The organism is Ensifer sp. Root558 (assembly GCF_001427045.1).
Taxonomy (GTDB): domain Bacteria; phylum Pseudomonadota; class Alphaproteobacteria; order Rhizobiales; family Rhizobiaceae; genus Ensifer; species Ensifer adhaerens.
Map to the genome: position 1 here is coordinate 456,967 of NZ_LMGC01000012.1, position 24,812 is coordinate 481,778.

26 protein-coding genes, 1 tRNA gene and 1 riboswitch are annotated in these 24,812 nt (G+C 63.1%); of the genes, 13 read left to right on the forward strand and 14 right to left on the reverse strand.

The features are described 5' to 3' along the window. Positions 1 to 10 precede the first annotated feature (10 nt). The 3 genes from pstB to phoB all read left to right on the forward strand — a co-directional run bounded on the left by pstB (position 11) and on the right by phoB (position 2,476). The gene (pstB, locus tag ASD63_RS15565) at positions 11 to 826 is read left to right on the forward strand and encodes a phosphate ABC transporter ATP-binding protein PstB (RefSeq protein WP_034797173.1); all 816 of its coding nucleotides are present in this window, start codon (positions 11 to 13) and stop codon (positions 824 to 826) included. A gap of 50 nt (positions 827 to 876) precedes the next feature. Further along, positions 877 to 1,590 carry a phosphate signaling complex protein PhoU gene (gene phoU, locus ASD63_RS15570; RefSeq protein WP_089043230.1) on the forward strand — a complete coding sequence of 238 codons (714 nt, stop codon included), beginning with the start codon at positions 877 to 879 and terminating at the stop codon, positions 1,588 to 1,590. 202 nt (positions 1,591 to 1,792) lie between these two features. Continuing rightward, a complete protein-coding gene (phoB, locus tag ASD63_RS15575; protein ID WP_034797168.1) occupies positions 1,793 to 2,476 on the forward strand; it encodes a phosphate regulon transcriptional regulator PhoB in 684 nt (227 codons plus the stop codon). A 69-nt stretch (positions 2,477 to 2,545) separates the two neighbouring features. On the opposite strand, the gene ASD63_RS15580 is transcribed toward phoB, so the two are convergent. Continuing rightward, on the reverse strand, positions 2,546 to 3,067 hold the full coding sequence (locus ASD63_RS15580) for a GcrA family cell cycle regulator (protein ID WP_034797167.1): 522 nt from the start codon (positions 3,065 to 3,067) through the stop codon (positions 2,546 to 2,548). A 421-nt stretch (positions 3,068 to 3,488) separates the two neighbouring features. Between ASD63_RS15580 and ASD63_RS15585 the strand changes: the two genes are divergently transcribed. The 3 genes from ASD63_RS15585 (at position 3,489) to ASD63_RS15595 (ending at position 7,000) form a co-directional block, all read left to right on the forward strand. Continuing rightward, entirely contained in the window at positions 3,489 to 4,688 is a 1,200-nt protein-coding gene (locus ASD63_RS15585) for an aspartate aminotransferase family protein (protein ID WP_034797165.1), read from the forward strand. 104 nt (positions 4,689 to 4,792) lie between these two features. Beyond that, a complete protein-coding gene (gene argF / locus ASD63_RS15590) occupies positions 4,793 to 5,710 on the forward strand; it encodes an ornithine carbamoyltransferase (protein ID WP_034797163.1) in 918 nt (305 codons plus the stop codon). Between the two features lie 300 nt (positions 5,711 to 6,010). Beyond that, the gene (locus ASD63_RS15595) at positions 6,011 to 7,000 is read left to right on the forward strand and encodes an Hsp33 family molecular chaperone (RefSeq protein ID WP_034797161.1); all 990 of its coding nucleotides are present in this window, start codon (positions 6,011 to 6,013) and stop codon (positions 6,998 to 7,000) included. Between the two features lie 58 nt (positions 7,001 to 7,058). Here ASD63_RS15595 and apaG read toward each other — a convergent pair whose 3' ends face one another. Beyond that, entirely contained in the window at positions 7,059 to 7,451 is a 393-nt protein-coding gene (gene apaG, locus ASD63_RS15600; protein WP_034797159.1) for a Co2+/Mg2+ efflux protein ApaG, read from the reverse strand. On the opposite strand from apaG, the gene ASD63_RS35100 reads away from it, so the two are divergent. Beyond that, the gene (locus ASD63_RS35100; protein WP_156552925.1) at positions 7,450 to 7,623 is read left to right on the forward strand and encodes a hypothetical protein; all 174 of its coding nucleotides are present in this window, start codon (positions 7,450 to 7,452) and stop codon (positions 7,621 to 7,623) included. The genes apaG and ASD63_RS35100 overlap by 2 nt on opposite strands. Before the next feature lie 55 nt (positions 7,624 to 7,678). On the opposite strand, the gene ASD63_RS15605 is transcribed toward ASD63_RS35100, so the two are convergent. After that, the gene (locus ASD63_RS15605; protein WP_034797156.1) at positions 7,679 to 8,863 is read right to left on the reverse strand and encodes an O-succinylhomoserine sulfhydrylase; all 1,185 of its coding nucleotides are present in this window, start codon (positions 8,861 to 8,863) and stop codon (positions 7,679 to 7,681) included. Between the two features lie 44 nt (positions 8,864 to 8,907). Next, positions 8,908 to 8,986: riboswitch (SAM riboswitch) on the reverse strand. A gap of 74 nt (positions 8,987 to 9,060) precedes the next feature. On the opposite strand from ASD63_RS15605, the gene ASD63_RS15610 reads away from it, so the two are divergent. The 3 genes from ASD63_RS15610 (at position 9,061) to ASD63_RS15620 (ending at position 11,292) form a co-directional block, all read left to right on the forward strand. Then, on the forward strand, positions 9,061 to 10,158 hold the full coding sequence (locus ASD63_RS15610; RefSeq protein WP_034797155.1) for a 2'-deoxycytidine 5'-triphosphate deaminase: 1,098 nt from the start codon (positions 9,061 to 9,063) through the stop codon (positions 10,156 to 10,158). 81 nt (positions 10,159 to 10,239) lie between these two features. Continuing rightward, positions 10,240 to 10,314, forward strand: a tRNA-Gly gene (locus ASD63_RS15615). 144 nt (positions 10,315 to 10,458) lie between these two features. Further along, a complete protein-coding gene (locus ASD63_RS15620) occupies positions 10,459 to 11,292 on the forward strand; it encodes a transporter substrate-binding domain-containing protein (RefSeq protein WP_034797152.1) in 834 nt (277 codons plus the stop codon). Between the two features lie 34 nt (positions 11,293 to 11,326). Here ASD63_RS15620 and ASD63_RS15625 read toward each other — a convergent pair whose 3' ends face one another. From ASD63_RS15625 to ASD63_RS15635, 3 genes are all read right to left on the reverse strand, one after another. Next, complete coding sequence (locus tag ASD63_RS15625; protein WP_034797150.1) at positions 11,327 to 11,737, reverse strand: tellurite resistance TerB family protein; 411 nt, start codon at positions 11,735 to 11,737, stop codon at positions 11,327 to 11,329. A 127-nt stretch (positions 11,738 to 11,864) separates the two neighbouring features. Then, on the reverse strand, positions 11,865 to 12,677 hold the full coding sequence (locus ASD63_RS15630; protein ID WP_034797148.1) for a thermonuclease family protein: 813 nt from the start codon (positions 12,675 to 12,677) through the stop codon (positions 11,865 to 11,867). Between the two features lie 13 nt (positions 12,678 to 12,690). Further along, entirely contained in the window at positions 12,691 to 13,344 is a 654-nt protein-coding gene (locus ASD63_RS15635) for a helix-turn-helix transcriptional regulator (RefSeq protein ID WP_034797146.1), read from the reverse strand. A gap of 187 nt (positions 13,345 to 13,531) precedes the next feature. On the opposite strand from ASD63_RS15635, the gene ASD63_RS15640 reads away from it, so the two are divergent. Next, positions 13,532 to 14,614 (forward strand): calcium:proton antiporter, encoded by a 1,083-nt coding sequence (locus ASD63_RS15640; protein WP_034797145.1) that lies wholly within the window; start codon positions 13,532 to 13,534, stop codon positions 14,612 to 14,614. 19 nt (positions 14,615 to 14,633) lie between these two features. Here ASD63_RS15640 and ASD63_RS15645 read toward each other — a convergent pair whose 3' ends face one another. Continuing rightward, a complete protein-coding gene (locus tag ASD63_RS15645) occupies positions 14,634 to 15,143 on the reverse strand; it encodes a helix-turn-helix domain-containing protein (RefSeq protein ID WP_034797143.1) in 510 nt (169 codons plus the stop codon). 133 nt (positions 15,144 to 15,276) lie between these two features. On the opposite strand from ASD63_RS15645, the gene ASD63_RS15650 reads away from it, so the two are divergent. After that, positions 15,277 to 15,741, forward strand: a complete 465-nt coding sequence (locus tag ASD63_RS15650; RefSeq protein ID WP_034797141.1) for an SRPBCC family protein — start codon at positions 15,277 to 15,279, stop codon at positions 15,739 to 15,741. Between the two features lie 70 nt (positions 15,742 to 15,811). Here the strand turns inward: ASD63_RS15650 and ASD63_RS15655 are convergent, their stop codons facing one another. Continuing rightward, the gene (locus ASD63_RS15655) at positions 15,812 to 16,393 is read right to left on the reverse strand and encodes a threonine transporter RhtB (RefSeq protein WP_034797140.1); all 582 of its coding nucleotides are present in this window, start codon (positions 16,391 to 16,393) and stop codon (positions 15,812 to 15,814) included. 220 nt (positions 16,394 to 16,613) lie between these two features. On the opposite strand from ASD63_RS15655, the gene ASD63_RS15660 reads away from it, so the two are divergent. Next, positions 16,614 to 17,498 carry a DMT family transporter gene (locus tag ASD63_RS15660; RefSeq protein WP_034797139.1) on the forward strand — a complete coding sequence of 295 codons (885 nt, stop codon included), beginning with the start codon at positions 16,614 to 16,616 and terminating at the stop codon, positions 17,496 to 17,498. Positions 17,499 to 17,524: 26 nt separating this feature from the next. Here ASD63_RS15660 and ASD63_RS15665 read toward each other — a convergent pair whose 3' ends face one another. The 6 genes from ASD63_RS15665 to ASD63_RS15690 all read right to left on the reverse strand — a co-directional run bounded on the left by ASD63_RS15665 (position 17,525) and on the right by ASD63_RS15690 (position 24,747). Then, positions 17,525 to 18,358, reverse strand: a complete 834-nt coding sequence (locus ASD63_RS15665) for a methyltransferase domain-containing protein (RefSeq protein WP_034797138.1) — start codon at positions 18,356 to 18,358, stop codon at positions 17,525 to 17,527. Between the two features lie 73 nt (positions 18,359 to 18,431). Next, positions 18,432 to 18,860, reverse strand: a complete 429-nt coding sequence (locus ASD63_RS15670) for a GNAT family N-acetyltransferase (RefSeq protein WP_034797137.1) — start codon at positions 18,858 to 18,860, stop codon at positions 18,432 to 18,434. A gap of 165 nt (positions 18,861 to 19,025) precedes the next feature. Then, positions 19,026 to 21,242, reverse strand: a complete 2,217-nt coding sequence (locus ASD63_RS15675) for an FAD-dependent oxidoreductase (RefSeq protein ID WP_060529512.1) — start codon at positions 21,240 to 21,242, stop codon at positions 19,026 to 19,028. A gap of 11 nt (positions 21,243 to 21,253) precedes the next feature. Further along, positions 21,254 to 21,667 (reverse strand): YbaY family lipoprotein, encoded by a 414-nt coding sequence (locus tag ASD63_RS15680; protein WP_034797135.1) that lies wholly within the window; start codon positions 21,665 to 21,667, stop codon positions 21,254 to 21,256. A gap of 2 nt (positions 21,668 to 21,669) precedes the next feature. Further along, positions 21,670 to 22,878 (reverse strand): acetyl-CoA C-acetyltransferase, encoded by a 1,209-nt coding sequence (locus ASD63_RS15685; RefSeq protein ID WP_034797134.1) that lies wholly within the window; start codon positions 22,876 to 22,878, stop codon positions 21,670 to 21,672. A 72-nt stretch (positions 22,879 to 22,950) separates the two neighbouring features. Next, positions 22,951 to 24,747 (reverse strand): acyl-CoA dehydrogenase C-terminal domain-containing protein, encoded by a 1,797-nt coding sequence (locus ASD63_RS15690; protein WP_034797133.1) that lies wholly within the window; start codon positions 24,745 to 24,747, stop codon positions 22,951 to 22,953. Positions 24,748 to 24,812: the final 65 nt, after the last annotated feature.

Sequence of the window (24,812 nt, forward strand, 5' to 3'; positions counted from 1 at the left end):
GGTAATTACTATGAACATCATGTCAGAAGCAGCAGTCGAGAAGGCTCTGGATCAGAAAATGAACACCGTGCCCTACAAGATGATCGGCAAGGATGTGTCGGTCTATTACGGCGAGAAGCGTGCGCTTTTCGACGTCAACCTCAACATCCGCGAGAACACGGTCACGGCGCTGATCGGTCCTTCGGGTTGCGGCAAGTCGACCTTCCTGCGCACGCTGAACCGCATGAACGACACGATCGAGAACTGCCGCGTCACCGGCAAGATCACGCTCGACGAGGACGACATCTACGACCCGACGATCGACGTCGTCGAACTGCGCGCCCGCGTCGGCATGGTCTTCCAGAAGCCGAACCCGTTCCCGAAGTCGATCTACGACAACGTCGCCTACGGCCCGCGGATTCACGGACTTGCCCGCACCAAGGCCGACTTTGACGAGGTGGTCGAGACCAGCCTGCAGAAGGCCGGTCTGTGGAACGAGGTAAAGGATCGTCTGCAGGAGCCCGGCACCGGCCTTTCCGGTGGTCAGCAGCAGCGTCTCTGCATCGCGCGTGCCGTCGCCGTGAGCCCGGAAGTCATCCTCATGGACGAGCCGTGCTCGGCTCTCGATCCGATCGCGACGGCCAAGGTCGAGGAACTGATCCACGAGCTGCGCACGAACTTCACGATCGTCATCGTGACCCACTCGATGCAGCAGGCCGCCCGCGTTTCGCAGCGCACCGCCATGTTCCACCTCGGCAATCTCGTCGAGGAGAACGACACCGACAAGATGTTCACCAATCCGGATGACCAGCGCACCCAGGATTACATCATGGGCCGCTTCGGCTGAGGCCGCATAAGGCTGCAACAGTAACTGCAAAGCGCCCGTAAGGATCGACGATCATGTCCATGCATATCATGTCCGCCTATGACGAAGAACTGAAGTACCTGACGCGCCGCATCTCGGAGATGGGCGGCCTCGCCGAACAGATGGTCGCCGAGTCCGTTCGCGCGCTGGTCAACTCCGATCTGGCTCTCGCACAGAAGGTGATCTCGGACGACACCGTCCTCGACGACGCCGAGCGCCAGATCGGTGAGAAGGCGATCGTCACGATCGCCAAGCGTCAGCCGGTCGCCGCCGACCTGCGTGAGATCATGGGGTCGATCCGCATCGCCTCCGATCTGGAACGCGTCGGCGACCTCGGCAAGAACACCGCCAAGCGCGTGATCGCGGTCGCCGGCTCCGGCATTCCGCGCAAGCTCGCCCGTGGCCTCGAGCATCTGGCAGAGCTCGCTCTCGTCCAGCTCAAGGAAGTGCTCGACGTCTACGCCTCGCGCTCGCCGGAAAAGGCCAACAGCATCCGCGAGCGTGACGAAGAGATCGACGCGATCTACACCTCGCTGTTCCGTGAGCTCTTGACCTACATGATGGAAGATCCGCGCAACATCACGCCCTGCACGCATCTTCTGTTCTGCGCCAAGAACATCGAGCGCATCGGCGACCACGCGACCAATATCGCTGAGACGATCTATTACATGGCGACGGGTGCTCAGCCGGAAGGCGAGCGTCCGAAGGATGACACCACGTCGACGCTGGGCTCGGTCAACGACTGAGCGCCAAGCGCGCCGTAAGCATGCATGCCCTTTGAAATCTGATCCGGTCGCGGCTTCGGTCGCGGCCCCGAATTCCTGTATCTGAAGCATGCGGTTTTCGCCCCGCCTTTGAAAACGGCGGATGTGCTCCAGATTTAGAGTGTCTGAGCGCCGGCCGGGCCGATGAGCCCAAAGGCCGCCCGCGGTAAGGAGACGTTACCTGATGTTGCCAAAAATCGCCGTAGTCGAAGACGAAGAGGCGCTGAGCGTTCTGCTGCGTTACAATCTGGAAGCCGAGGGCTTCGACGTCGATACGATCCTGCGGGGCGACGAGGCGGAGATCCGGCTTCAGGAGCGGCTGCCCGACCTGCTTATCCTCGACTGGATGCTGCCCGGTGTTTCCGGCATTGAACTTTGCCGTCGGCTGCGCCAGCGTCCGGAGACCGAACGTCTGCCGATCATCATGCTGACGGCGCGAGGCGAGGAAAGCGAGCGCGTCCGGGGTCTGGCGACGGGTGCCGACGACTACGTGGTCAAGCCCTTCTCGACGCCGGAGCTGATGGCGCGCGTCAAGGCGATGCTGCGCCGGGCAAAGCCCGAGGTGCTCTCGACGCTGCTTCGCTGCGGCGACATCGAACTCGACCGCGAGACCCACCGCGTTCATCGCCGCAGCCGCGAAGTGCGCCTCGGCCCGACCGAGTTCCGTCTTCTGGAGTTCCTCATGTCCTCGCCGGGCCGCGTCTTCTCTCGCTCGCAGCTTCTGGATGGCGTCTGGGGGCATGACATCTATGTCGACGAGCGCACCGTCGACGTGCATGTCGGTCGTCTGCGCAAGGCTCTGAACTTCTCGAACATGCCCGACGTCATCCGCACCGTTCGCGGCGCCGGCTATTCGCTCGAAAGCTGAGCGGTCTGAAAGTCGCCAACAAAAAAAGGGGCCGATCGGCCCCTTCCTTTATCAATGCGGTCCAGCTTCTTAGCGAGCCCTGCGGCGCTCCCCCGACGGCTGGTAGGCCAGCCGAGCATGGAAGGTGCAGTAAGGCGAGGCTTCCGGGGAATCGTTGCCGCAGAAGTGAAACTCTTCCTTCAGCGGGTCGCCGATCGGCCACTTGCAGGTGCGCTCGGTGAGCTGGGTCAGCTCGAGGCGGCGCGACATCGGCACGACAACGTCGGTGCGGGTGCTGAAATCCTGCTCGGCAACGAGATCGACTTCGATTTCTTCCTTGAGAACGACAGCGCCGGCCGCGCGTGCAACCGGGCGGGTCGAAACGCGCGAAGCGTAGTTCGGTGCGCGCGGTGCCGAAGTCGGGCGCTTCGGACGGGCTGCCGTCGTGGTGCTGCCGCCGGCCTTGGCGCGACCTGGCAGGCTCAGGCGGTGAACCTTGCCGATGACAGCGTTACGGCTGACGCCGCCGAGCTGTGCCGCGATCTGGCTTGCGCTCAGGCCCTCGGACCAAAGCTTCTTCAGTTTCTCCACCCGCTCGTCAGTCCAGTTCATTTCTGCACTCTCCGTTCTCAGCGTTGGGGATGGCAGAATCCCTCACCGCACCCCGGCTAAACCCCGGGGTTGCAAACGCGATAACTCTTTTGGTGACTAGGTCCGCCGCATGCGTCTAGTAATTGAATGTTAACGTACTGACCGCTGGACTCTGTGGCAAGAGTCCCGGGAATCAGGCCGAATCGATTTCGTAGTTTTCCCCAACTTGCTCGGCCAGCGTTGCATTTTTGCAAGCCCTCCCGGACGATTTTTCTGCTGCCAGGAATCGACCCTTGATGTTGCGCTGCAAGGCTTGGTTTTGTTGACATTGCAGCGCGAAATGGGAATAGTGCCTGCGCCGCCGAAAGGCGGCATTTTTGATTTTTATCGGCCCGCGTGAGGCGCGGGATCGATGTCGATCTGGAGTGAAGGAGAGCCTCGCATGACTGCAACCACGCCGCTTTATGATACCTACATGCGCGCGCCGTTGCGTTTCGAGCGAGGAGAGGGCGCCTGGCTGATCGCCGAAGACGGCACGCGTTATCTCGATTTCGGTGCCGGCGTTGCCGTGAACTCGCTCGGCCACGCGCACCCGCACCTGGTCGAAGCGCTGAAGGCGCAGGCCGACAAGGTCTGGCACCTGTCCAACCTTTATGAAATTGCGGGCCAGGAAAGCCTCGGCCGCCGGCTGACGGCGGTGACCTTTGCCGACAAGGTCTTCTTCACCAATTCGGGCGCGGAAGCGCTGGAATGCGCCATCAAGACGGCACGGCGTTACCACTTCTCCAAGGGCCACCCGGAGAAGTTCCACGTCATCACCTTCGAAGGCGCCTTCCACGGCCGCACGATCGCGACGATCGCCGCCGGTGGTCAGCAGAAATACATCGAAGGTTTCGGGCCGAAGGCGCCGGGCTTCTACCAGGTTCCGTTCGGCGACATCGCCGCGGTCAAGAATGCGATCACCGAGGAAACCGCAGCGATCCTGATCGAGCCGATCCAGGGCGAGGGCGGCATCCGTCCGGCGACCAAGGAATTCATGCAGGAACTGCGCGCGCTCTGCGACGAGTTCGGCCTGCTTTTGATCCTCGACGAGGTCCAGACCGGCGTCGGCCGTACCGGCAAGCTGTTTGCCCATGAATGGGCGGATATCCGTCCGGATATCATGGCGGTCGCCAAGGGTATCGGCGGTGGCTTCCCGTTCGGCGCCTGCCTCGCGACTGAGGAAGCCGCATCTGGTATGGTGGCGGGCACGCATGGCTCCACATATGGCGGCAACCCGCTGGCCATGGCCGTCGGCAACGCCGTGCTCGACGTCGTTCTGGCCGACGGATTCCTGACGCATGTGCGCGATGTCGCGCTGGTCTTCCGCCAGGGCCTTGCGTCGCTCAAGGACCGCTTCCCTGATGTCATCGAGGACATCCGCGGTGACGGTTTGATGCTGGGCATCAAGGTGAAGGGCCCTTCGGCCGATCTGCTGAAGGAAATCCGCGCCGAAAAGCTCCTGGCCGTGCCGGCGGGCGAAAATGTGCTGCGTCTGCTGCCGCCGCTGACCGTGACGGCGGAAGAGGCGCGCGAGGGGCTCGCACGTATCGAACGCGCCGCCGAGGCGGTTCGCAAGGCAAGCGGCAACGCCGCGGCCTGAAGGTAGCGACCCAGGGACGACTAAGGCGTTAGAATGACCTTCGTGCGGGCACGTCGATAGCGTGCCGCACCAGGGACCGATTTTTCAGACAGGAACCGAGTACGATGGCAGGCACCAGACATTTTCTCGATCTTTCGGCCATGACGGCCGCCGACCTCCGGACGATCATCGACGATGCGCGCGTCCGAAAGGCGGCGACCAAGGCCGGAACTGCCGAGAAGCCGCTCGCCGGCAAGATGCTGGCGATGATCTTCGAAAAGCCCTCCACCCGCACCCGCGTTTCCTTCGATGTCGGCATGCGCCAGCTCGGCGGCGAAACCCTGTTTCTGTCAGGCACCGAAATGCAGCTCGGCCGCGCCGAGACGATCGGCGACACGGCCAAGGTGCTCTCGCGTTACGTCGACGCCATCATGATCCGCACCACCGACCATCGCCGCCTTCTGGAACTGGCCGAGCATGCGACGGTCCCGGTCATCAACGGCCTGACCGACGATACGCACCCCTGCCAGATCATGGCCGATATCCTGACCTTCGAGGAGCATCGCGGTCCGGTAAAGGGCAAGACGATTGCCTGGACCGGCGACGGCAATAACGTGCTGCATTCGCTGATCGAAGGTTCTGCCCGCTTCGGATACCGCATGAACATGGCCGTGCCGCTCGGGTCCGAGCCGCAGGACAAGTTCCTGAACTGGGCGCGCAACAATGGCGGCGAGGTCCTTTTGTGTCATGACGCCGAACAGGCCGTCGCCGACGCCAATTGCGTCGTGACCGACACCTGGATCTCGATGAACCAGGAACATCGCGCCCGCGGGCACAACGTCTTCCAGCCCTACCAGGTCAATGAAGCGCTGATGAAGCGTGCGGCCTCCGATGCGCTGTTCATGCACTGCCTGCCGGCGCACCGCGGCGAAGAGGTCACCGACGAGGTCATCGACGGCCCGCAGTCGGTGGTCTTCGACGAGGCGGAAAACCGGCTGCACGCACAGAAGTCGGTCATTGCCTGGTGCATGGGGCTCGTCTGAGCCGGCTGCCCGGTCGCGCGCGACGGCGGCGAAGAGGCTTCCGTGCGCTCCGCCGAGCGTGCGCCATATAGGGCGTGTTCACCGCACTTGACATTGTCCACGTGCGACACGATTTAGGCGGCATACGGGCGCTCCTGAAAGTAGTGAGCGCGCAACCGTCGAGGTGGTGCGTTGCTATGGCGGCGGCACATACCTGGTGGACAATCCGTTTATCGCGGGATCAACTGAGACAGCGAGCACGTTGCGCGGGGATAGCAATATCTCTGGTGCAGCTTGGTGGCTGAAGGCAAGGAGCAAGACATGACTGACATGACGCCAGGGCTTGGTGAGTTCGACTTTGCCGGTGACGATCACGTCGTGCCTTTCCAGGTGGAAGGCCTCGACGTGCGCGGCCGCGCCGTGCAGCTCGGCCCCATGCTGGACGCAATCCTCGAGCGCCACAACTATCCGCTTCCGGTCGCGCGCCTGGTTGCTGAAACCGTCGTACTCACCGTGTTGCTCGGGACCTCGCTGAAGTTTGAAGGCAAGCTGATCGTCCAGACCCAGGGCGATGGCCCTGTCGATCTGGTGGTCGCTGATTTCTCGACGCCGGATCGCGTGCGCGCCTATGCCCGCTACGATCAGGAAGCGCTTGCCGCTGCCGAAAAGGACGGCCGGACCCTTTCGCACGAGCTGCTCGGAAAGGGCGTGCTCGCCTTCACCATCGACCAGGGCGCCCATACCCAGCGTTACCAGGGGATCGTTGCGCTCGACGGAGCGACGCTGGAAGAAATCGCCGGCGTCTATTTCCGACAGTCGGAGCAGATCCCGACCAAGGTGCGCCTTGGCGTGGCCGAGCTTCTCGATCGCGACGAAAACGGCAAGCCGCGCCATCGCTGGCGCGCCGGCGGCATGGTCGCCCAGTTCCTGCCGGAAGCGCCGGAACGCATGCGCCAGCCCGACCTTTCCGGCGGTGATGGCGATGATGGTGAAAGCGCGTTCGGGGACGACGATCTCTGGGCCGAAGCCAAGGTGATGGTCGAAACGATCGACATGGACGAGTTGACCGATCCGATGGTCGGAACCGAGCGGTTGCTCTATCGCCTGTTCCACGAGCGCGGCGTCCGCGTCTACGAACCGCAGGCGGTCTACGACCGTTGCAGCTGCTCGCGCGAGAAGCTGCAGTCGGTGTTGTCCAATCTGAGCACGGACGACCTCGAAAGCACCATCGACGATGGCGAAGTCAAGGTGACCTGCGAGTTCTGCTCGACGACCTATCGCTTCGAAGCAAGCGAGGTGCGCCCGCAGTAGCGGGCGCTTCCGGTCGACTGGCCGCGATTAAGAGCGACGCTAGTCCGAAGGACGCGCTTCAGTTCAGGGTGCGCACGAGCCCGGGTGAATCGAGCGAGAAGGCGGGGATGGCAACGTTGAAGGTCTCTCCGCCTTCCGATTCCATGCTGTAGTGGCCGAACATGACGCCTGAGGGCGTATCCAGAGGGCATCCGGACGAATACTCATAGGTATCGCCGGGATTGAGCAGCGGCTGCTCGCCGATGACGCCCGGACCGCTGACCTCGTCGACTTGCCCGTTCTCATCGGTAATGTGCCAGTAGCGCGTCATCAACCGCACGGATGCGTCCGAGTGGTTTGAGATGACGATGCGATAGCCCCAGACATAGCGGCCGTCATCGGGATCCGACTGCTCTTCGAGATAGTACGGCTCCACCGTAACTTCTATGTCGCGGGTCAAAGCGCGATACATGGGCATCACCTTGCTTCAGGTCTTTCAGGGTATTCTACAGCAAGATGGTTTCGTCAAGAATAACGGCAAGATTGTGCGATCCCATGATGGGACGGATGGCCGTGCTGACGCGATCGAGCGGGTGAAACGTGCCTGGCACCTTGGCGCCGCGCCGCCGGAAACCATCTCGTGACGGCCGGCAAGGGGCGTCGGCCGCCGTTGATCACGGCGGCCGTGTCTTCGTAAAATCAGGCCTTCACGGCCTTCAGCGCGCGGGCGAAATCTTCCACCACATCGTCGCTGTCCTCGATGCCGGCCGAGAAGCGCACGGTTCCGGCGGAAATGCCGAGCTCTTCGCGGGCCTCGTCGGTCAGGTTCTTGTGCGTGGTCGTTCCCGGATGGGTGATCAGGCTCTTGCTGTCGCCGAGGTTGTTGGAGATGCGCACGATCTCCAGCGCATTCTGCAGCGCGAAGGCTGCATCCTTGCCGCCCTTCAGTTCGAAGGCGACGAGCGTCGATCCGCCGGTCATCTGCTTGGCGATGATGTCGGCCTGCGGATGATCCTTGCGGCCAGGATAGATGACCTTGGCGACCTGCGGCTGTTCTGCCAGGAAGTCGGCCACGCGGCGGGCCGTTTCCGTCTGCTGACGCACGCGTAGCGGCAGCGTCTCGATGCCCTTCAGCAGCGTCCAGGCGTTGAACGGCGACATCGCCGGGCCGGTGTGGCGGAAGTAGTCGTGCAGGTGCTCGTTGATCCATTCCTTGTCGGAAAGCACGACACCGCCGAGGCAACGGCCCTGACCGTCGATATGCTTGGTGGCGGAATAGACGACGATATGGGCGCCGAGTTCCAGCGGCTTCTGGAAGAGCGGCGTCGCAAAGACGTTGTCGACGACGACCTTGGCGCCGATCTGGTTGGCGAGCTTGGCAACGCCGGCAATGTCGATGACTTCGAGCGTCGGGTTGGTCGGGCTTTCGAGGAAGAAGACCTTGGTGTTCTTCTGGATCGCCTTTTCCCAGTTGGCGAGGTCGCGTCCGTCGACCAGCGTGCACTCGATGCCGTATTTCGGCGCCAGCGTCTCGACCACCCAGCGGCAGGAGCCGAAGAGGGCGCGGGCGGCGACGATGTGGTCGCCGGCCTTCAGCTGGCAGAGAATGGCGGCGGTGACGGCAGCCATGCCCGATGCCGTGGCGCGCGCATCCTCGGCGCCTTCCAGCATGCACATGCGCTTTTCAAACATGTCGTTGGTCGGGCTACCGTAGCGGGCGTAGATGAAGCCTTCGGTCTCGCCCTTGAAACGAGCTTCCGCAGCTTCCGACGTCTCGTAGACAAAGCCCTGGGTAAGGAAGATCGCCTCGGAGGTCTCTCCGTGCTGGGAACGGGTGGTCCCGCCATGGACCAGTTGCGTTGCGGGGCGCCAGTTTTTGCTCATGTGACGGTCACTTTCAAAAACAAAAAAACCGGCCGCGTGAAGGGCCGGTTTGACACCCGGCCTTTTTAGCTACTTGTTTAACGTGGCTGCAAGCCGACCGGCCAAATCACCACGGGATAAAGCTTCAATACTGCCAGGGTACGCTTGCGTCAATTCCCGGAGTTTGGTTTTGTCTCGCAACTGAAAAGAGGACTGCAATGGGCCGCGACACTGGGATTTTGGCCGATCGCGCGATCGCCGCGCTGTTAGAATCGGGACGCCTCAAAAGCGAGAAGCCGCTGGATGACGATCAGATCCAGCCGGCAAGCCTCGACCTGCGCCTAGGCTCGAAGGCTTTCCGCGTCCGCGCAAGCTTCATGCCAGGCCCGTCTCACCTCGTTGCCGACAAGCTCGACCGGCTGAAGCTGCACGTCGTCGATCTGACCGATGGCGCGGTGCTGGAAACGGGCTGCGTCTACATCGTGCCGCTGATGGAAAGCCTGGAACTGCCTGAGGGCATGTCGGCCTCGGCCAACCCGAAAAGCTCGACCGGTCGCCTCGACATCTTCACCCGCGTCATCACCGATCGCGCCCAGGAATTCGACAAGATCCCGACCGGCTACAGCGGTCCGCTCTATCTCGAAATCAGCCCGCGCACCTTCCCGATCGTCGTGCGCCGCGGCTCGCGCCTGTCGCAGATCCGCTTCCGCATGGGCCAGTCTATCCTGTCGGAGCAGGAACTGCAGGCGCTGCACGAGAGCGACGTGCTGGTGGCGAGCGACAAGCCGAACGTCAGCGGCGGCGGCATCGCGCTGTCGATCGATCTGAAGGGCACCGGGCCCGAAGGCCTGATCGGCTATCGCGGCAAGCATCACACCGCCGTCATCGACGTCGACAAGAAAGCGCAGCACGCGATCTTTGATTTCTGGGAGCCACTCTACAGCCGCGGCCGCGATGAACTGATCCTCGATCCGGATGAGTTCTACATTCTCGTCTCGCGGGAGGCGGTGCATGTTCCACCGCTTTATGCGGCCGAGATGACGCCGTTCGATCCGCTGGTCGGCGAGTTTCGCGTGCATTATGCCGGCTTCTTCGATCCGGGCTTCGGCCATGCCTCGGCCGGCGGCACGGGCAGCCGGGCCGTGCTCGAAGTGCGCAGCCACGAGGTGCCGTTCATCCTCGAACACGGCCAGATCGTCGGCCGCCTGATCTACGAACACATGCTGGAACGGCCGGATGGTCTCTATGGCCTCGGCGTCGGCTCCAACTACCAGGCGCAGGGCCTGAAGCTCTCGAAGCATTTCCGCGCCGAGTAGGGGATTTCGAAGCGCCCCTTACGCAATCCCGCGCAAGGGTGCTTGACAGATCGCCCCGGTTCGGGAAATTTCGCAGGCACCGCGGGTGTAGTTCAGCGGTAGAACGCCAGCTTCCCAAGCTGGATGTCGTCGGTTCGATCCCGATCACCCGCTCCATTCTTCCTCGTCCCGTTCCTTGTGTAACCGCGTTCTCGTGGTGGCCTATGGTCAGCTGCGCTGCGGCCGGTTACTTTACCGCTCGATGAATCACCGCGGTTCCAAGGGCCGCCCCTGCCACATGAGACGTGCCGGCCGCTGCCCATGAAAGTTCTTTCCCTTTTCGCCCTTTGCGCATCCTTGATCGCGACGCCGCTTGCGGCCGAGGCTAAGGATCTGCCGCTGCTGTTCGACGCGCGCGAACGCATCGCCAAGCCCGATCTCACGGGCCTGGCGCGCCTGCGTTTCTTGACGACGGTGGATTTTCCGCCGTTCAACTTCATCGACCAGTCCGGCAAGCTTTCGGGATTTCATGTCGATCTCGTGCGCGAGATCTGCCGCGAGCTCGACATCGAGGCCAAATGCCAGATCCAGGCCGTGACCTATGCGGAGCTGCTGCCGGCACTGGAAGAGGGGCAGGGCGAGGCGGTGGCCGCCGGTATCGCCGTCGGTCCGGAACTGCGCCAACGCTTCGGCTTTTCCCGCGCCTTCATGCGGCTTCCAGCGCGCTTCGCCGTCAATACGAAGGCGGCCGGCGCAGTCTCGGCACCGAGCGATCTCAAGGGGAAGCCGGTCGGTGTCGTCGCCGGAACCACGCATGAGGCGATGTTCAAGGCGTTTTTCCCGAAGATCGAGGCCAAGGTCTATCCCGACCGCGAGGCCATGCTGACGGCTCTGCAGAAGGGCGATGTGCCGGCGGTGTTTTCCGACGGCATGCAGCTGTCCTTCTGGATCTCGGGTAGCGCTGCTGGCGGCTGCTGCACGCTTGTCGATGGCGCCTACTTCTCGCAGCGCTTCCTCGGTGAAGGCCTGACGATCATGAACCGCAAGTCCGAGCCTGCCCTGACCCAGGCGATCGATCACGCGCTGCTGGCGCTGTCGCGCAGCGGCCGCTTGGAGGAAATCTACCTGCGCTACTTCCCGAACGGAATCTACTAGGCGCCAGAACTTTTCGGCGTGATCACCGGCCGGCCTATCGGCGGAAGCGGGCGAGCGCGCCGCGCTCGATAGCGGCGCAGGTCAGCTTGTCGAGGCCAAGCCGGTCGCGCAGCAACTGCAGCAGGCGGATTTCTTCGTTGCGGATGCGCTGGTCGGCGGCCGCGATCTCGACGGCGAGCGCATAGGCCGTCTCGTGGAACTTCTCCGGCAGCGCTTCGCGCACGATCTCGAGCATGATGTCGAGCCCCTCGGGCGCCGCCAGCTGCGCCGAGCATTCATGGCCGATATGGACGAGGCTGTCCTCGTCGAAGCCGTCGAACACGGGCAGGAACTGAACCAGCCGGCCGATGCGGGCAAACTCGTCGTCGCTCATCTCGCGGTCGACCGCCGACATCATCACCATGACATAGATGAGAGCTTCGTGGTGGCTGAGGCTTGGTTGCATGGGCTTTCCGGCGGTAGAGCGATTCCAGGGATGGGACGGTTCCTGATCCGGAATTGCGTCGTTTCAAAGAGTTGAGCCGTCTGCCGCTTTCGGCAGACGGTCGAGAGCTGGGAATTGTCGCGGCTATTTACAAGTCCGGCTGCGAAGCGTCCACTCCGATGCCGAGGGTCGGATCGTCGAATGTCATCGGCGTGTGGCTGAGGTCGCGCGGATCGTCACCGTAAAAACCGAGCTTCGCCTGGCGTGCTGCGTCGGCGCGTTTTTCGAGGGTCGAGCCGGGAACCGGCGTTGCCCAGCCATTGTCGACGAGCCAGGTGGCAAGATCCTGTCCGCCAAGCGTGCAGGAGGCGGTGGCCGAAGGGCCGGAATCTCCTTCGGGCAGATCGCAGCTGACCGCACGTGCGCGCAGGAAGTTTCTGAAGGCGGTTCGCGCGACGATGCCGCAGGGCCAGCTCTTGCCGGCGCTTTCGCAGGTCCGCTCCGCTTGTTCCGGCTCGATGCCGTCGATCTGCAGCGTCAGCTTGTCGAACTGGATCACACCGGCGGCGACCGCGACCGGGCGATAGAGTACGGTCGGCCCGGCGGCCTTCGCTTCCTTCTTCGGTTCCGACAACGGCGCGCGCGGTTCCACCCGTTCGAGCGGCGCACTGGTGACCGTATCGGGCAGGCCGAACTGCTGTGGCTCGATGGCGCGCGCCGCATTTTCCGTCGTGGGCGATTGTTCGCTGGTCGTCGCCGCGCCGCCGGGGTCGAGCGGGACCTCGTCGTCGGCCTGATCCGGCGTCGCCTCGAAATCTGTCATGTCGGGCGTTTCGAGAACGAGTTCCGGTGTGGCGGCGGTCTCACGGTCGCGGATGGCAACAGCGCCCGCATAGAGGATGCCGGTGAAAAGGGCGATTGCGGCGATGCCGCCGGCAAGGGTGTAGAAATGCTGCCGCATCAGGAAGGACGTCCTATTGGCTGGCCCAGATAATTCGGGCGATCCATTCGATCTGGCTGGTCTCGAAGCTCCGGTTCGGATGCTCGGGATTGAGCGATAGAAGTTCGATCACACGCGGCGTCTGGCGCGTGAGCACCTTTGCCATGACCTCGCCCTCCTGCGTCTTCACCACAACCCGATCGCCACGCCGGATCGGCGCGCTGGGGTCGACGATCAGGATGTCGCCGTCGCGGTAGAGCGGCAGCATGCTGTCTCCCTGGACCCCGAGCGCATAGGTGCCGCTGCGCTTTTCCGCATCCGTCGGAAAGTCGATGACGTCCCAGCCCTGACCGGCGGGAAAGCCGCCATCGTCGAAGTAGCCGCCGGCACCCGCCTGGGCAAAGCCGATCAGCGGGATCGTGGCAGCGGCCACCGGCTCGGAAGGCGCTGGGACCCCCTCCGGCTGCAGTAGGCTGGTGAACTGGTCCATGGTGGCGCCCGTCGCCCCCAGCACCTTGGCGATCGATTCTGTCGAGGGCCAGCGCTCGCGCCCGTCGGCGGAGCGACGTTTGGATTTGTTGAAGGAGGTCGGGTCGAGGCCGGCACGGCGCGCGAGGCCGGACGGCGAGAGCTGGTGGCGCTCGGCCAGGGTGTCGATAGCGTGCCAGATCGTGCCGTGAGACAACATGACGAGAGATCCAGGCCGGGCAGGCGGCCACTTGCTGCTTTGGTTCCCGGCCACACTACCGAAACGCTGCAGGGCGGTAAAGAATCGGGAGGAAAATAGTCCTCTTTCCGTCATTTGATTTGCGGGACGCGGCCCCTATAGTTCCGGTGATGGGCAGGACAGGCTTTCGGTGGAGGGCGTTTTGTTGATGCGCATGAAAGCGGAACGCCTGCTGATCGTCGCCATGCTTGCCGCGGTCGCCGGGCTTGCGCTCGAAGATCGCCTGCTTGAGATGGGGCGCCTCGCAACGCTTCTCGGTGCCGCCGGTCTGGTGGTTGCGATCGTGCTTGCATCGCTGCGGGTGTCGCATCACGCCGAGGTTCTGGCATCCAAGGTCGGCGATCCCTATGGCACGATGATCCTCACGCTCTCGGCGGTGCTCGTCGAAGTCGTCGTTCTGGCGATCATGATGACCAGCGAGACCTCGCCGACGCTGGTGCGCGACACGATCTATGCGGCCGTCATGCTCGACATCAACGGCATCCTGGGCCTTGCAGCCCTTCTCGGAGGTCTGAAGCACGGCGAACAGCCCTATAATGACGATTCCGCCCGCACCTACAGCGTGATGATCCTGACGGCGATGGGGATTTCTATGATCGTGCCGGAATTCGTGCCGGCGGCGAAATGGCATCTCTACTCGGCCTTCACCATCGGCGCGATGATCACGCTCTACGCCCTGTTCCTGCGCATGCAGGTGGGCGTGCACAGCTACTTCTTCAGCTACAGCTATCCGAAGGCGAAGGGCGAGGGGAGCGCGAGAGAGGGCGGCCCCGACCAGCCGGTGTTGCCGTCGATCGTGATCCTGATCCTCGGCATCGTGCTGATCGGTGTGCTGGCGGAAGTGATGTCGTCGCTGCTGACATCGGGCTTGAAAGGGAGCGGTGCACCGCCGGCTGTCACGGCCATCGTCGTCGCGGCGATTTCCGCCTCTCCGGAGATCATGACCGCCATGCGCGCCGCTCTCGCAAATCGCATGCAGGCGGTCGTCAATATCGCGCTCGGCGCTTCGCTTTCGACCGTCATCCTGACGGTGCCGGTGATGGAGGCGATCGCGCTCTATACCGGCCAGCCGTTCCTGATGGCGATGTCGCCGGTGCAGACGGTGATGGTGACGATCACGCTGATCGTTGCCGCGATCAACCTCAATGACGGCCAGACCAACGCCATCGAGGGCATGACGCATTTCGTGCTGTTTGCCACCTTCGTCATGCTCTCGGCGATCGGGCTCTGAACCGGCCGCCGGGCGAGCGTCAGGCCGTCGCCTTTTCCTGCGCCTTCCTGGCGACCACCTCTTCATAGGCGGCCTGGAGCGTGGCGCGCACCCGCGGCGGGCCATCGAGCGGCATCCCCAGATGGTCGTGCCGCAGCTCGTCCATGAAGCGATCCCAGAGCGCAGGGCCGCCGTTCTCCATGAGTTCGGCGCGAATGCTGAGCTCTTCGCTGACCGGCAGGTAGCGCCGTCCCCAGGTACCGAGCTGGGCCATGATCGGCACGAGTGCAATCGTCATTTCCGTCAGGCTGTAGATCGCCTTCTGCTTGTGCGTGGGGTCGTCGCGCTTCGTCAGCATTCCCTGTTCGACCAGCATCTTCAGCCGATCCGCAAGGATATTCGATGAGATACCCTCCTGCGATCGCAGCAGCTCCCGGAAGTGCCGTTTGCCGCCGAAGATCATGTCGCGAATGATCAGCAGGCTCCATTTGTCGCCGAACACTTCGAGCGAAAGATTGATCGGGCAACCCGAGCGCATGTCGTCCTTCATTGGCACCTCTTTAAAACCGCTTGCATTATCGCATCACTGACGCTAACGTTCAACTGATTTCAAAATTATAGCAGTTCACAATCGAAACCAGTTGCGTATAAGCCACCGGTTTCCGACCCAGAGGAGGCAGGACATGACTGACAGATCCGTGGAACATTCGAGCTTCACCATTGAACGCAGCTTCAAGGCGACACCGGTTGAGGTGTTCAGGGCGTTCTCGGAGCCAGCCGCAAAGGAGCGCTGGTTCGTCAACGTCGAAGCCGGGGCGCAGATCACCCACGACTTCCGCGTCGGCGGCCGCGAAAGCGGTCGCTTCAGCGTGGACGACGGGACGACCTATTACGACGATACCGTCTATCTCGATATCGTCGAGAACCGCCGGATCATCTTTGCCTATACGATGACGCAGAACGACAGGCGGATTTCTGCCTCCGTCGCCACGGTCGATATCCAGCCTGCGGGCACCGGCACGCGCCTCGTCTTTACCGAACAGGTGGCCTTCCTCGACGGGCTCGACAAGCTCGAGTACCGCCGCGGAGGCTGGGAAGAGTTGATGGGGGCGTTGGCCAAGGAACTCGGCGAGGCGGTTGCTGCCTGAGCACAACGTTTGGCCGCGCATAGCGATCGATATCCCGGAGGACACGTGCTGGTCCTCCGGGATTTTTTTGCTAGTGCATGGCGGCGATCGCGCTGCCGGCGATGCCGACGGAGAAGAGCGTGAGGCAGACGGCGGCGATCCGGCGCGGCAGGTGCGAAGCCGAAAGACCCTTGGACATCTGCACCAGCAGGGCGCCGGCCCCGATCCAGGTCGACCCGGCGGCGATGACCAGCAGGGAGAAGCCGGCGATCCAGGGCCAGACGGCTGCCAGTCCTGTCTGCGGCAACAGCACCAGGGCGACGATCAGGGCTTTCGGATTGAGCAGCGTCGTGACGAAGACTTGTCGGATGGAGATGACGACACCTTCGCTGCGCTCGGCATCGGTCGTCCAGAGCGCATAGGCGAGGTAGAGAACCCAGCAGGCGGCAATGAGCCTCAGCGCCAGGCCGAGGTTCGGATGGGCGGCAAGGAACGGTGCGAGCAACGCGACGGCGGGAATGATCACCGCGAGATAGCCGCCGAGTTCGCCGGTCAAAAGCGGCAGCGACCGGCGAAACCCGGCCGATGCGCCGGAGAGCCAAAGCAGCGTATTCGTCGGACCGGGCGTCGCGAGCAGGACGAGGGCGGCAAGGGCAAAGGCGAGCGGCTGCATGTCGTTGGGACCCGAGTTTCATGGTCGTTATCGCTGCCTTCTAGCAGCGGCGCAAGCGCCGGTTCTTGATCTCCATCAAGCTTGCTGTCCGATCTGTGGTGCAAGCCACCCCAAGAAATCGCCACAGCGCCGCCCCGACATGCCCCTTCCGCGCCCGTCGCGGCCGCGCTATCAGACGGGCTCCGCCGCTTCTCCTCCCGCCGGCGTGATCGAGGCTCCCATGAACAAGACCGTCCTGTCAGGCATCGTCATGACGACGTTTTCCTATTTCCTGTTTTCGCTGCAGGATGCGTCGGTCAAATGGCTGGTCGTCGGCTACTCGGTCTGGCAGATCCTGTTTACCCGCAGCATCACCATTCTCTTGCTCTGCCTTGTGATCGGTCGCGGCAAGCTGGTGCGCAGCGCCATCTCGTCGCCGGTGATCAAACCGCTCTTCGTGCGCAATCTTTTGCTGCTCGCTGCCTGGCTTTCCTATTTCAACGCGGCGCGCGACCTCGGCCTGGCGGAGATGACCACCCTTTACTACGCCGCGCCAATCATCGTGACGCTGCTTGCTGTACCGATCCTGAAGGAGGACGTGCCGCCGATCCGCTGGTTCGCTGTGTTCATCGGCTTCGTTGGCGTGCTCATCGCCTGCGATCCGCTCGGCACCGGCATGAAACTGTCGCTGCCGGTTTTCCTGGCGCTTATCGCCGCCGTCTTCTGGGCGATCGGCACTGTCATGCTGCGCAAGACGGCACTTCAGGAAACGACCCTGGTGCAGATGACGATCTCCAACGTCTTTTTCATCGGCATGACCGGGCTTGCCGTCGGCTTTTTCTGGACGCCGCCTGCGCTCTTCGACGTCGCGCTGATGGCCGGAACCGGCGTCATCGCCGGCATCGCCCAGTACGCGTTGTTCGAGGGTATGCGCCGGGCACCGATCTCGGTGATCGCGCCGTTCGAATATACCTCGCTCGTCTGGGCCTTCGGACTCGGCTTCCTGATCTGGGGCGACGTTCCGGCCATGAACGTCTTTGCCGGCGCCGGGCTGATCTTTGCGGCCGGCCTGCTGATCATCGTCGGCGAACGACTGGCGCATCGGCGCGCCGGTGCCGCCGCTTAGAGATACGGGACGGACGGAAATCGTCGTCATGCTTTGATGACGAGCGCCTCGGGAACACGGCCGGTCAGCCTGAAGAACATGTGTGAGGTCACGAGCACGTTTGGGTCGGCAAGATGCTGGTCGAGTGCTTCCAGATCGGCATCGAGTTCGGCCTGGCCGATGAAGCCTTCGGCGACAAGCCCGCCGCGGACATTGTCGATGAAATCCCGAAGGATCGGCCGGCGGTCGTGACCCGGCGGATAGACATGCTCGACCGCGTCGACGGATATCGCCTCGATACCGGCGTTCCGGAACAGACGATGCAGCCGGCGACCGATATTGAGGTCGATGCCTCTGGCGGCGGAATAGGCGACATAGGCGGCAAGCAGCCGGTCCCAGGCGGCAAGCGGCGGATCGCAGATATGTCCGAGGAAATCGGCCTCGAAGCTCGCGATCCAGCCACCCGGCCGTACCAATGACACCATTTCGAGCACGATCAGCTCTGGCCGCGGCACGTTGACGAGCACCAGCCGCATATGAGCGCCGTCGAAGGAACGGCGCGGCAGGCCTGTCGCATAGGCATCGCCCTCGCGCACATCCACCTGGGGGAGCGCATGGCCGGCAACGAAACGGCGGGCGAGTTCGACAAAATTCGGATCGCGTTCGATGCCGAGCACCGATCCGTTTGGCCCGACGCGTTTGCCAAGTAGGTGCAGAACCCCACCGGGGCCGCAGCCAAGATCGACGACGCGTTCGCCCGGCCGGATTCCGACCCGTTCGAGCTGCTGGTCGGAATCAGGGGCGAGATTGGCAATCTGTCGTTTCAGGCGTTCTTCTTCGGGCCCGGCGCGCCCAAGAAGATAGAGATCAGGCTCGCTCATGGCGTGTCCCCCTCTGACCTCGCGGAGGATGCGCCTGCGCGCGAAGAGCGTCAATCAGAAGATGCTGATAAGCTTAACGCACGCCGGACGTCATGAAACGTCGCTCGGGAGTTTCTTCATAGATCACAAGACCTTCGCGGCGGTAGAACGCCACCGCCGGATTGGTCGTCAGCACGCTGAGCTGCACGGGCAGGCCGATCGCCCTTGCTTCACCGAGCACTTGGCGAAGCGCGATCGCACCGTAGCCGCACTTCTGGTGACCGGGCGCGACGTAAAGCTTGTTCACCCAGAAATGGTCCTCGCGCCGCGTGACCGATACGCAGCCGACATCCTCGTGCCCCACGGCGATGATGCGATACTCGCCGAGGATGAGTGCATCCGCCAGCCGAGGCCGCCAGCTGCCCCAAAGCGCGATCGCATAGTTGCGCATACAGGCTTCTTCCAGCCAGCGCAGATAGGGTTCGTCGTCGGGGACGGCGGGGCGGAGGGCGGCTTTGGTCATGGCTTCGTCATGGAGTGTGGTTCAATCCGCGCAGGCCTAGCACCACAACCGTAACAGAGTGATGGCGGCCGGGTGGGCGCTAAGCCGGCAAGGGCCTCGAGCAGGCCGGGCTCAAACGAAAACAGGCCCTCGAGGGGGCCTGCTTCCAATGCTATTCAGCGAACCTTACGCCGCCTGTTTCTTCTCGCCGTAGGGGTCGAAGCGGCCGTAGAAGGTCTCGCCGCGTTCGGCCATTTCCTTGAGGAGTGCCGTCGGCTTGAAGTGGTTGCCATAATCCTTGGCGAGCGTCTCGCACATCGTGACGAAGGCCTTCACGCCCATGCCGTCGATGTAGGAGAGCGTGCCGCCGGTGTAGGGAGCAAAGCCGAAACCGAGGATCGAGCCGACGTCTGCTTCGCGCGGATCGGTGACGATGCCTTCTTCCATGGTGCGGGCCGCTTCGAGCGCGATCGTCGCCAGGAACCGCTGCTTCAGCACCTCAACATCGATCTTGTCGGCGTTCTTCTGCGGATAGAGGGTTTTCAGCTCCGGCCACAGATACTTCTTGGCGGGCTTGGCCGGATACTCGTAGAAGCCCTTGCCGTTCTTGCGACCGCGACGGTCGAGATCGTCGACCATCTTGTTGATCAGCGCCAGGTGCTTGGGATCGACGGCCTTTTCGCCGAGGTCGGCGACGGTGGCCTTGAGGATCTTCTGGCTGAGGTCGATCGCCACTTCGTCGTTGAGCGACAGCGGGCCGACCGGCATGCCGGCCATCTTGGCGGCATTTTCGATCATCGCCGGCGGTACGCCTTCGATCAGCATGTCATAGGCTTCGTGGATGTAGCGGAAGACGCAACGGTTGACGTAGAAGCCGCGGGTGTCGTTGACGACGATCGGCGTCTTCTTGATCGCCGCGACATAGTCGAGTGCCACGGCGAGCGCCCTGTCGCCGCTCTCCTTACCGAGGATCACTTCCGTCAGCATCATCTTCTCGACTGGTGAGAAGAAGTGGACGCCGATGAACTGGCCCGGGCGCTTGGAGTTCTTGGCAAGACCGGTGATCGGCAGCGTCGAGGTGTTGGAGGCAAAGATCGCGTCTTCGGCAATCACCGCTTCCACCTTCTCGATCACGTCCTTCTTGACCTGGCGATCCTCGAACACCGCTTCGACGACGAGGCCGGCGGTCTTCAGGTCATTGTAGTCGGCCGAAGGGGTGATACGGGCAAGCAGCGCCTCGCCCTCTTCCTTGGTCAGGCGGCCCTTGCCGATCGAATCCTTGACCAGGCCTTCCGAATGCGCCTTGCCCTTTTCGGCCGCTTCCATGTCGCGGTCGATCAGCGTCACCGCAATGCCGGCAGCAGCCGTCACATAGGCGATCGAGGCGCCCATGAAGCCGGCGCCGACGACGCCGACATGCTTGAATTCGGACTTCGGCACGCCGGCCGGACGACGGGCGCCCTTGCCGAGTTCCTGCATCGAGACGAACAGCGAGCGGATCATCGAGAAGGCTTCGGTCGTTTGAAGGATCTCGGTGAAGTAGCGCTGCTCGATCTTGAGCGCCGTGTCGAACGGTACCTGCAGGCCTTCATAGACGCACTTCAGGATCGCGACGGCGCCCGGATAGTTGCCGTAGGTCTCGCGGCGCAGGATGCCGGAAGCGGCCGGCCAGAGCTGGGCCGAAGCCGGCGTCCAGATGCCGCCGCCTGGAACCTTGTAGCCCTTTTCGTCCCACGGCTGGACCGGCTTCAGGCCGTTCTTGATCATCGCCTTGGCCGCGTCGACCAGCTTGTCGGCATCGACGACTTCATGCACCAGGCCAAGCGCCTTGGCGCGGGCTGCCGTCAGCGACGAGCCTGTCGTCATCATCTGCAGCGCATCCTGCGCATTGGTCAGGCGCGGCACGCGCTGGGTGCCGCCGGCGCCCGGGAAAATGCCGACCTTGACTTCCGGCAGCGCGATCATGACCGACTTGGAATTCGACGCGACACGGCCGTGGCAGGCGAGCGAAAGCTCGAAGGCGCCGCCCATGCAGGTGCCGTTGATCGCCGATACCCATGGCTTGCCCGAGGTTTCGAGCTTGCGGAAGAGCCCGGTCATGCGGCCAACGAGGTCGAAGAGCTTCTGGGCGGCGTTATCCGGATCCTTCTTCTTTTCTTCCTGCTGGAAGGTGAACATCGACTTGATCATGGAAAGGTCGGCGCCGCCGGAGAAGCTCGACTTGCCGGACGTAAAGACGACGCCCTTGACCGCTGCGTCGGCCGTGGTCTGGTCGACGATGGCGTTGAGCTCTTCCATCACCTCCTGAGTGAAGACGTTCATCGACTTCTCAGGCATGTCCCAGGTGACGAGCGCGATGCCGTCAGCGTCGGTCTCGATCTTGAAATTGGTGTAATTCGTCATGGTTCTCCCCCTCAGTAGAGAATGGGTTCGATCTGCAGCGAGACGTTCGATCCGCCGCTGTAACGTTGCTTGCTGGTGTTGGTGGCGATCAGCCGGCCGTCGCGCTCGACGCGAATGGTGAAGCCCGCGTCGACAGCCTTGTCGAGTTCGGGCTTCGGCACCTGCAGCACGAAGGGCACGCGGGTGGCCTTGCCGTCGCTGACGACCGAAGTCTCGGCGATCAGTTTGGCGGCCACGTCCATCACGCCCTGCTCTTCGAGCCGGATCGTGACGGTGCCGGCCGGAACCGGGCCGCTCGCGACATTGGAGATCGCACCGGTGAGCGTGAAGCTGTCGCCGCCTTCCTCCTCGTCGGAGACGCAGCCCGCGGCTGCAAGCAGCCCCAGGCCCATCACTCCGACAAGGGTGCGGCGCATCACGTCCATGGTCAGACCCTTTCGATGATCGTGGCCGTGCCCATGCCGGCGCCGATGCAGAGCGTGACGAGCGCGGTGTTGAGATCGCGGCGCTCCAGTTCGTCGAGCACGGTGCCGAGGATCATCGCGCCGGTTGCGCCGAGCGGATGGCCCATGGCGATCGCGCCGCCGTTGACGTTGATCTTGTCGTGCGGGATGTCGAAGGCCTGCATGTAGCGCAGCACGACGGCCGCGAAGGCTTCGTTGAGCTCGAAGAGGTCGATGTCCGACAGCTTCATGTCGGCGCGCTTCAGAAGCTTTTCGGTGACGTCGACCGGGCCGGTCAGCATCAGTGCCGGGTCGGAGCCGATGTTGGCGAAGGCGCGGATGCGGGCGCGGGGCTTCAGGCCCATGCTTTCGCCGCCGGCCTTGGAGCCGAGCAACACGGCAGCAGCGCCATCGACGATGCCCGAAGAGTTGCCGGCGTGGTGCACGTAGTTGATCTTCTCAATTTCAGGATGCGCCTGGATGCCGACGGCTTCGAAGCCGCCCATTTCGCCCGGCATCTGGAAGGACGGGTTGAGCGAAGCGAGCGCCTGCATGTCGGTGCCCGGACGCATGTGCTCGTCGCGGTCGAGGATGGTCAGGCCGTTCTGGTCCTTGAAGGGCACGACGGACTTCTTGAAGTAGCCCTGTTCCCAGGCGTGCGCCGCACGCTTCTGGCTTTCGACCGCATAGGCGTCGACGTCGTCGCGGCTAAAACCGTACTTGGTGGCGATCAGGTCGGCCGAAACGCCCTGCGGCATGAAGAAGGCCGGCAAGTTGACCGAGGGGTCCATGAACCAGGCGCCGCCCGACATGCCGAGGCCGACGCGCGACATCGATTCAACGCCGCCGGCAATCACGATGTCGTCGGCGCCTTGGGCGATCTTGGCTGCGCCAAAGTTGACGGCGTCGAGGCCGGAGGCGCAGAAGCGTGAAATCTGCATGCCAGGCGCACGGGTCGAATAACCGGCTTCGAAGGCGGCAGCTTTCGGGATCACCGCGCCTGCGTCCATCACAGGATCGACGCAACCCATGATGATGTCGTCCACGGTCGAGGTGTCGAGGTCGTTGCGGTCACGCACCGCTTCCAGCATCTTGGCTGCCAGGCGAACAGACGGCACTTCGTGCAGCGATCCGTCCTTCTTGCCACGGCCGCGCGGTGTGCGCACGTGGTCGTAAACGAAGACTTTCGTCATGTCTCATCTCCCTTTCGGCAGCACCGTCAGGTGCTGCCCGTCAAAACATTTTAGATCGAACCCGCGGCGGGATTAGAAAGCGGCCGCATCGAGCGCCATCAGCGTGTCGGCGCCGGTTTCGATGCGGGCCTTGCGCAGGGCCGTTTCCGGCAGGATCCTTTCCATGAAGAAGGTCGCGGTGATCAGCTTGTTCTTCAGATAGTCTGCGCGCGCCGTTTCGCCAGAGGCAAGCTTTTCCTCGGCGGTCTTGGCGATCTTCGCCCACATGTAACCAAGGACGACGAGACCGAAGAGGTGCATGTAGTCGGTCGAGCCGGCGCCGGCATTGTCGGGCTTGGCCATCGCGTTCTGCATGAACCACATGGTGGCCGCCTGCAGGTCGTTGAGGCCTTTCTTCAGCGCCTTGGTATAGGCGGCGAGCTTTTCGTTGCTGCGGTTTTCCTCGCAGAAATCGCCGATCTCCTTGAACAGCGCCATGACGGCGCGGCCGCCGTTGAGGCCTAGCTTGCGGCCGACGAGGTCGAGCGCCTGGATGCCGTTGGCGCCTTCATAGATCATCGCTATGCGGGCATCGCGGACATACTGGCTCATGCCGTGTTCTTCGATGTAGCCGTGACCGCCGAACATCTGCTGCGCCATGACGGCATGGTCGAAGCCCTTGTCGGTAAGTACGCCCTTCAGGATCGGCGTCATCAGGCCGAGGACGTCGTCGGCCGTCTGGCGGTCGGCATCATTGTCGGAGCGGTGGGCGATGTCGGACTTGAGCGCGGTCCAGAGCGTGAAGGCGCGGCCGGCTTCGTTGAAGGCCTTGATCGTCATCAGGGTGCGGCGCACGTCCGGATGCACGATGATCGGGTCGGCCTTCTTGTCCGGCGCCTTCGGGCCGGAGAGCGAACGGCCCTGGATGCGGTCGCGCGCATAGTTGGCGGCATTCTGGTAGGCGATTTCAGCAATCGAGAGACCCTGCAGGCCGACGCCGAGGCGCGCCTCGTTCATCATCACGAACATGGCGTTGAGGCCCTTGTTCTCCGTGCCGATGAGATAGCCCTCGGCCTCGTCATAGTTCATGACGCAGGTCGAGTTGCCGTGGATGCCCATCTTGTGTTCGATCGCGCCGCAAGAAACACCGTTGCGTTCGCCCGGCTCGCCGGCGGCATCAAGCTTGAACTTCGGTACGATGAACAGTGAAATGCCCTTCACACCCTCGGGCGCGCCCTCAATGCGGGCGAGCACCAGATGGATGATGTTGTCCGACATGTCGTGTTCGCCGGCAGAGATGAAGATCTTCTGGCCGGAGATCTTGTAGGCGCCGTTGCCGGTGGGCACTGCCTTCGTGCGCAGGAGGCCGAGGTCCGTCCCGCAATGCGGCTCGGTGAGATTCATCGTTCCGGTCCAGGTGCCGGCAACCATCTTCGGCAGGTAGGCCTGCTTCTGCTCGTCCGTGCCATGCACGAGGATCGCGGCGATCGCGCCCTGGGTGAGGCCCGGATACATGGTCAGTGCCATGTTGGCCGACGACATGTATTCGCCGACGGCGGTGTGCAGCGTATAGGGCAGGCCCTGGCCACCGAATTCTTCGGGCACGGCAAGGCCAAGCCAGCCGCCTTCGCGGTAGAGGTCGAAGGCTTCCTTGAAGCCCTTCGGCACGCTGACCGAACCGTCGTCGCGACGCTTGCAGCCTTCCTGGTCGCCGGAAAGGTTGACCGGAAACAGGGCTTCTTCGGCAAGCTTGGCAGCTTCGCCGACGATCGCTTCGATCATGTCGGGCGTCGCATCGGCAAATCCGGGCAGGTTGTTGTAGCGCTCGATGCCGAGCACGTCGTTCAGGATGAAGAGGGTATCGTCGACCGGAGCCTTGTAGATGGGCATTCTTTCCTCGCCTTTGGTGCTTCGGGCTGCCGTCTCTCGTCGTCGACGCCCGGTTGCAGGATGCC

Excerpts from the sequence above, each read along its gene's own strand:
- pstB (WP_034797173.1), top strand. The coding sequence starts at position 11 with ATGAACATCATGTCAGAAGCAGCAGTCGAGAAGGCTCTGGATCAGAAA.
- phoB (WP_034797168.1), top strand. The coding sequence starts at position 1,793 with ATGTTGCCAAAAATCGCCGTAGTCGAAGACGAAGAGGCGCTGAGCGTT.
- ASD63_RS15580 (WP_034797167.1), bottom strand. The coding sequence starts at position 3,067 with ATGAACTGGACTGACGAGCGGGTGGAGAAACTGAAGAAGCTTTGGTCC.
- ASD63_RS15585 (WP_034797165.1), top strand. The coding sequence starts at position 3,489 with ATGACTGCAACCACGCCGCTTTATGATACCTACATGCGCGCGCCGTTG.
- argF (WP_034797163.1), top strand. The coding sequence starts at position 4,793 with ATGGCAGGCACCAGACATTTTCTCGATCTTTCGGCCATGACGGCCGCC.
- ASD63_RS15595 (WP_034797161.1), top strand. The coding sequence starts at position 6,011 with ATGACTGACATGACGCCAGGGCTTGGTGAGTTCGACTTTGCCGGTGAC.
- ASD63_RS35100 (WP_156552925.1), top strand. The coding sequence starts at position 7,450 with ATGGGCATCACCTTGCTTCAGGTCTTTCAGGGTATTCTACAGCAAGAT.
- apaG (WP_034797159.1), bottom strand. The coding sequence starts at position 7,451 with ATGTATCGCGCTTTGACCCGCGACATAGAAGTTACGGTGGAGCCGTAC.
- ASD63_RS15605 (WP_034797156.1), bottom strand. The coding sequence starts at position 8,863 with ATGAGCAAAAACTGGCGCCCCGCAACGCAACTGGTCCATGGCGGGACC.
- ASD63_RS15610 (WP_034797155.1), top strand. The coding sequence starts at position 9,061 with ATGGGCCGCGACACTGGGATTTTGGCCGATCGCGCGATCGCCGCGCTG.
- ASD63_RS15620 (WP_034797152.1), top strand. The coding sequence starts at position 10,459 with ATGAAAGTTCTTTCCCTTTTCGCCCTTTGCGCATCCTTGATCGCGACG.
- ASD63_RS15625 (WP_034797150.1), bottom strand. The coding sequence starts at position 11,737 with ATGCAACCAAGCCTCAGCCACCACGAAGCTCTCATCTATGTCATGGTG.
- ASD63_RS15630 (WP_034797148.1), bottom strand. The coding sequence starts at position 12,677 with ATGCGGCAGCATTTCTACACCCTTGCCGGCGGCATCGCCGCAATCGCC.
- ASD63_RS15635 (WP_034797146.1), bottom strand. The coding sequence starts at position 13,344 with ATGTTGTCTCACGGCACGATCTGGCACGCTATCGACACCCTGGCCGAG.
- ASD63_RS15640 (WP_034797145.1), top strand. The coding sequence starts at position 13,532 with ATGCGCATGAAAGCGGAACGCCTGCTGATCGTCGCCATGCTTGCCGCG.
- ASD63_RS15645 (WP_034797143.1), bottom strand. The coding sequence starts at position 15,143 with ATGAAGGACGACATGCGCTCGGGTTGCCCGATCAATCTTTCGCTCGAA.
- ASD63_RS15650 (WP_034797141.1), top strand. The coding sequence starts at position 15,277 with ATGACTGACAGATCCGTGGAACATTCGAGCTTCACCATTGAACGCAGC.
- ASD63_RS15655 (WP_034797140.1), bottom strand. The coding sequence starts at position 16,393 with ATGCAGCCGCTCGCCTTTGCCCTTGCCGCCCTCGTCCTGCTCGCGACG.
- ASD63_RS15660 (WP_034797139.1), top strand. The coding sequence starts at position 16,614 with ATGAACAAGACCGTCCTGTCAGGCATCGTCATGACGACGTTTTCCTAT.
- ASD63_RS15665 (WP_034797138.1), bottom strand. The coding sequence starts at position 18,358 with ATGAGCGAGCCTGATCTCTATCTTCTTGGGCGCGCCGGGCCCGAAGAA.
- ASD63_RS15670 (WP_034797137.1), bottom strand. The coding sequence starts at position 18,860 with ATGACCAAAGCCGCCCTCCGCCCCGCCGTCCCCGACGACGAACCCTAT.
- ASD63_RS15675 (WP_060529512.1), bottom strand. The coding sequence starts at position 21,242 with ATGACGAATTACACCAATTTCAAGATCGAGACCGACGCTGACGGCATC.
- ASD63_RS15680 (WP_034797135.1), bottom strand. The coding sequence starts at position 21,667 with ATGGACGTGATGCGCCGCACCCTTGTCGGAGTGATGGGCCTGGGGCTG.
- ASD63_RS15685 (WP_034797134.1), bottom strand. The coding sequence starts at position 22,878 with ATGACGAAAGTCTTCGTTTACGACCACGTGCGCACACCGCGCGGCCGT.
- ASD63_RS15690 (WP_034797133.1), bottom strand. The coding sequence starts at position 24,747 with ATGCCCATCTACAAGGCTCCGGTCGACGATACCCTCTTCATCCTGAAC.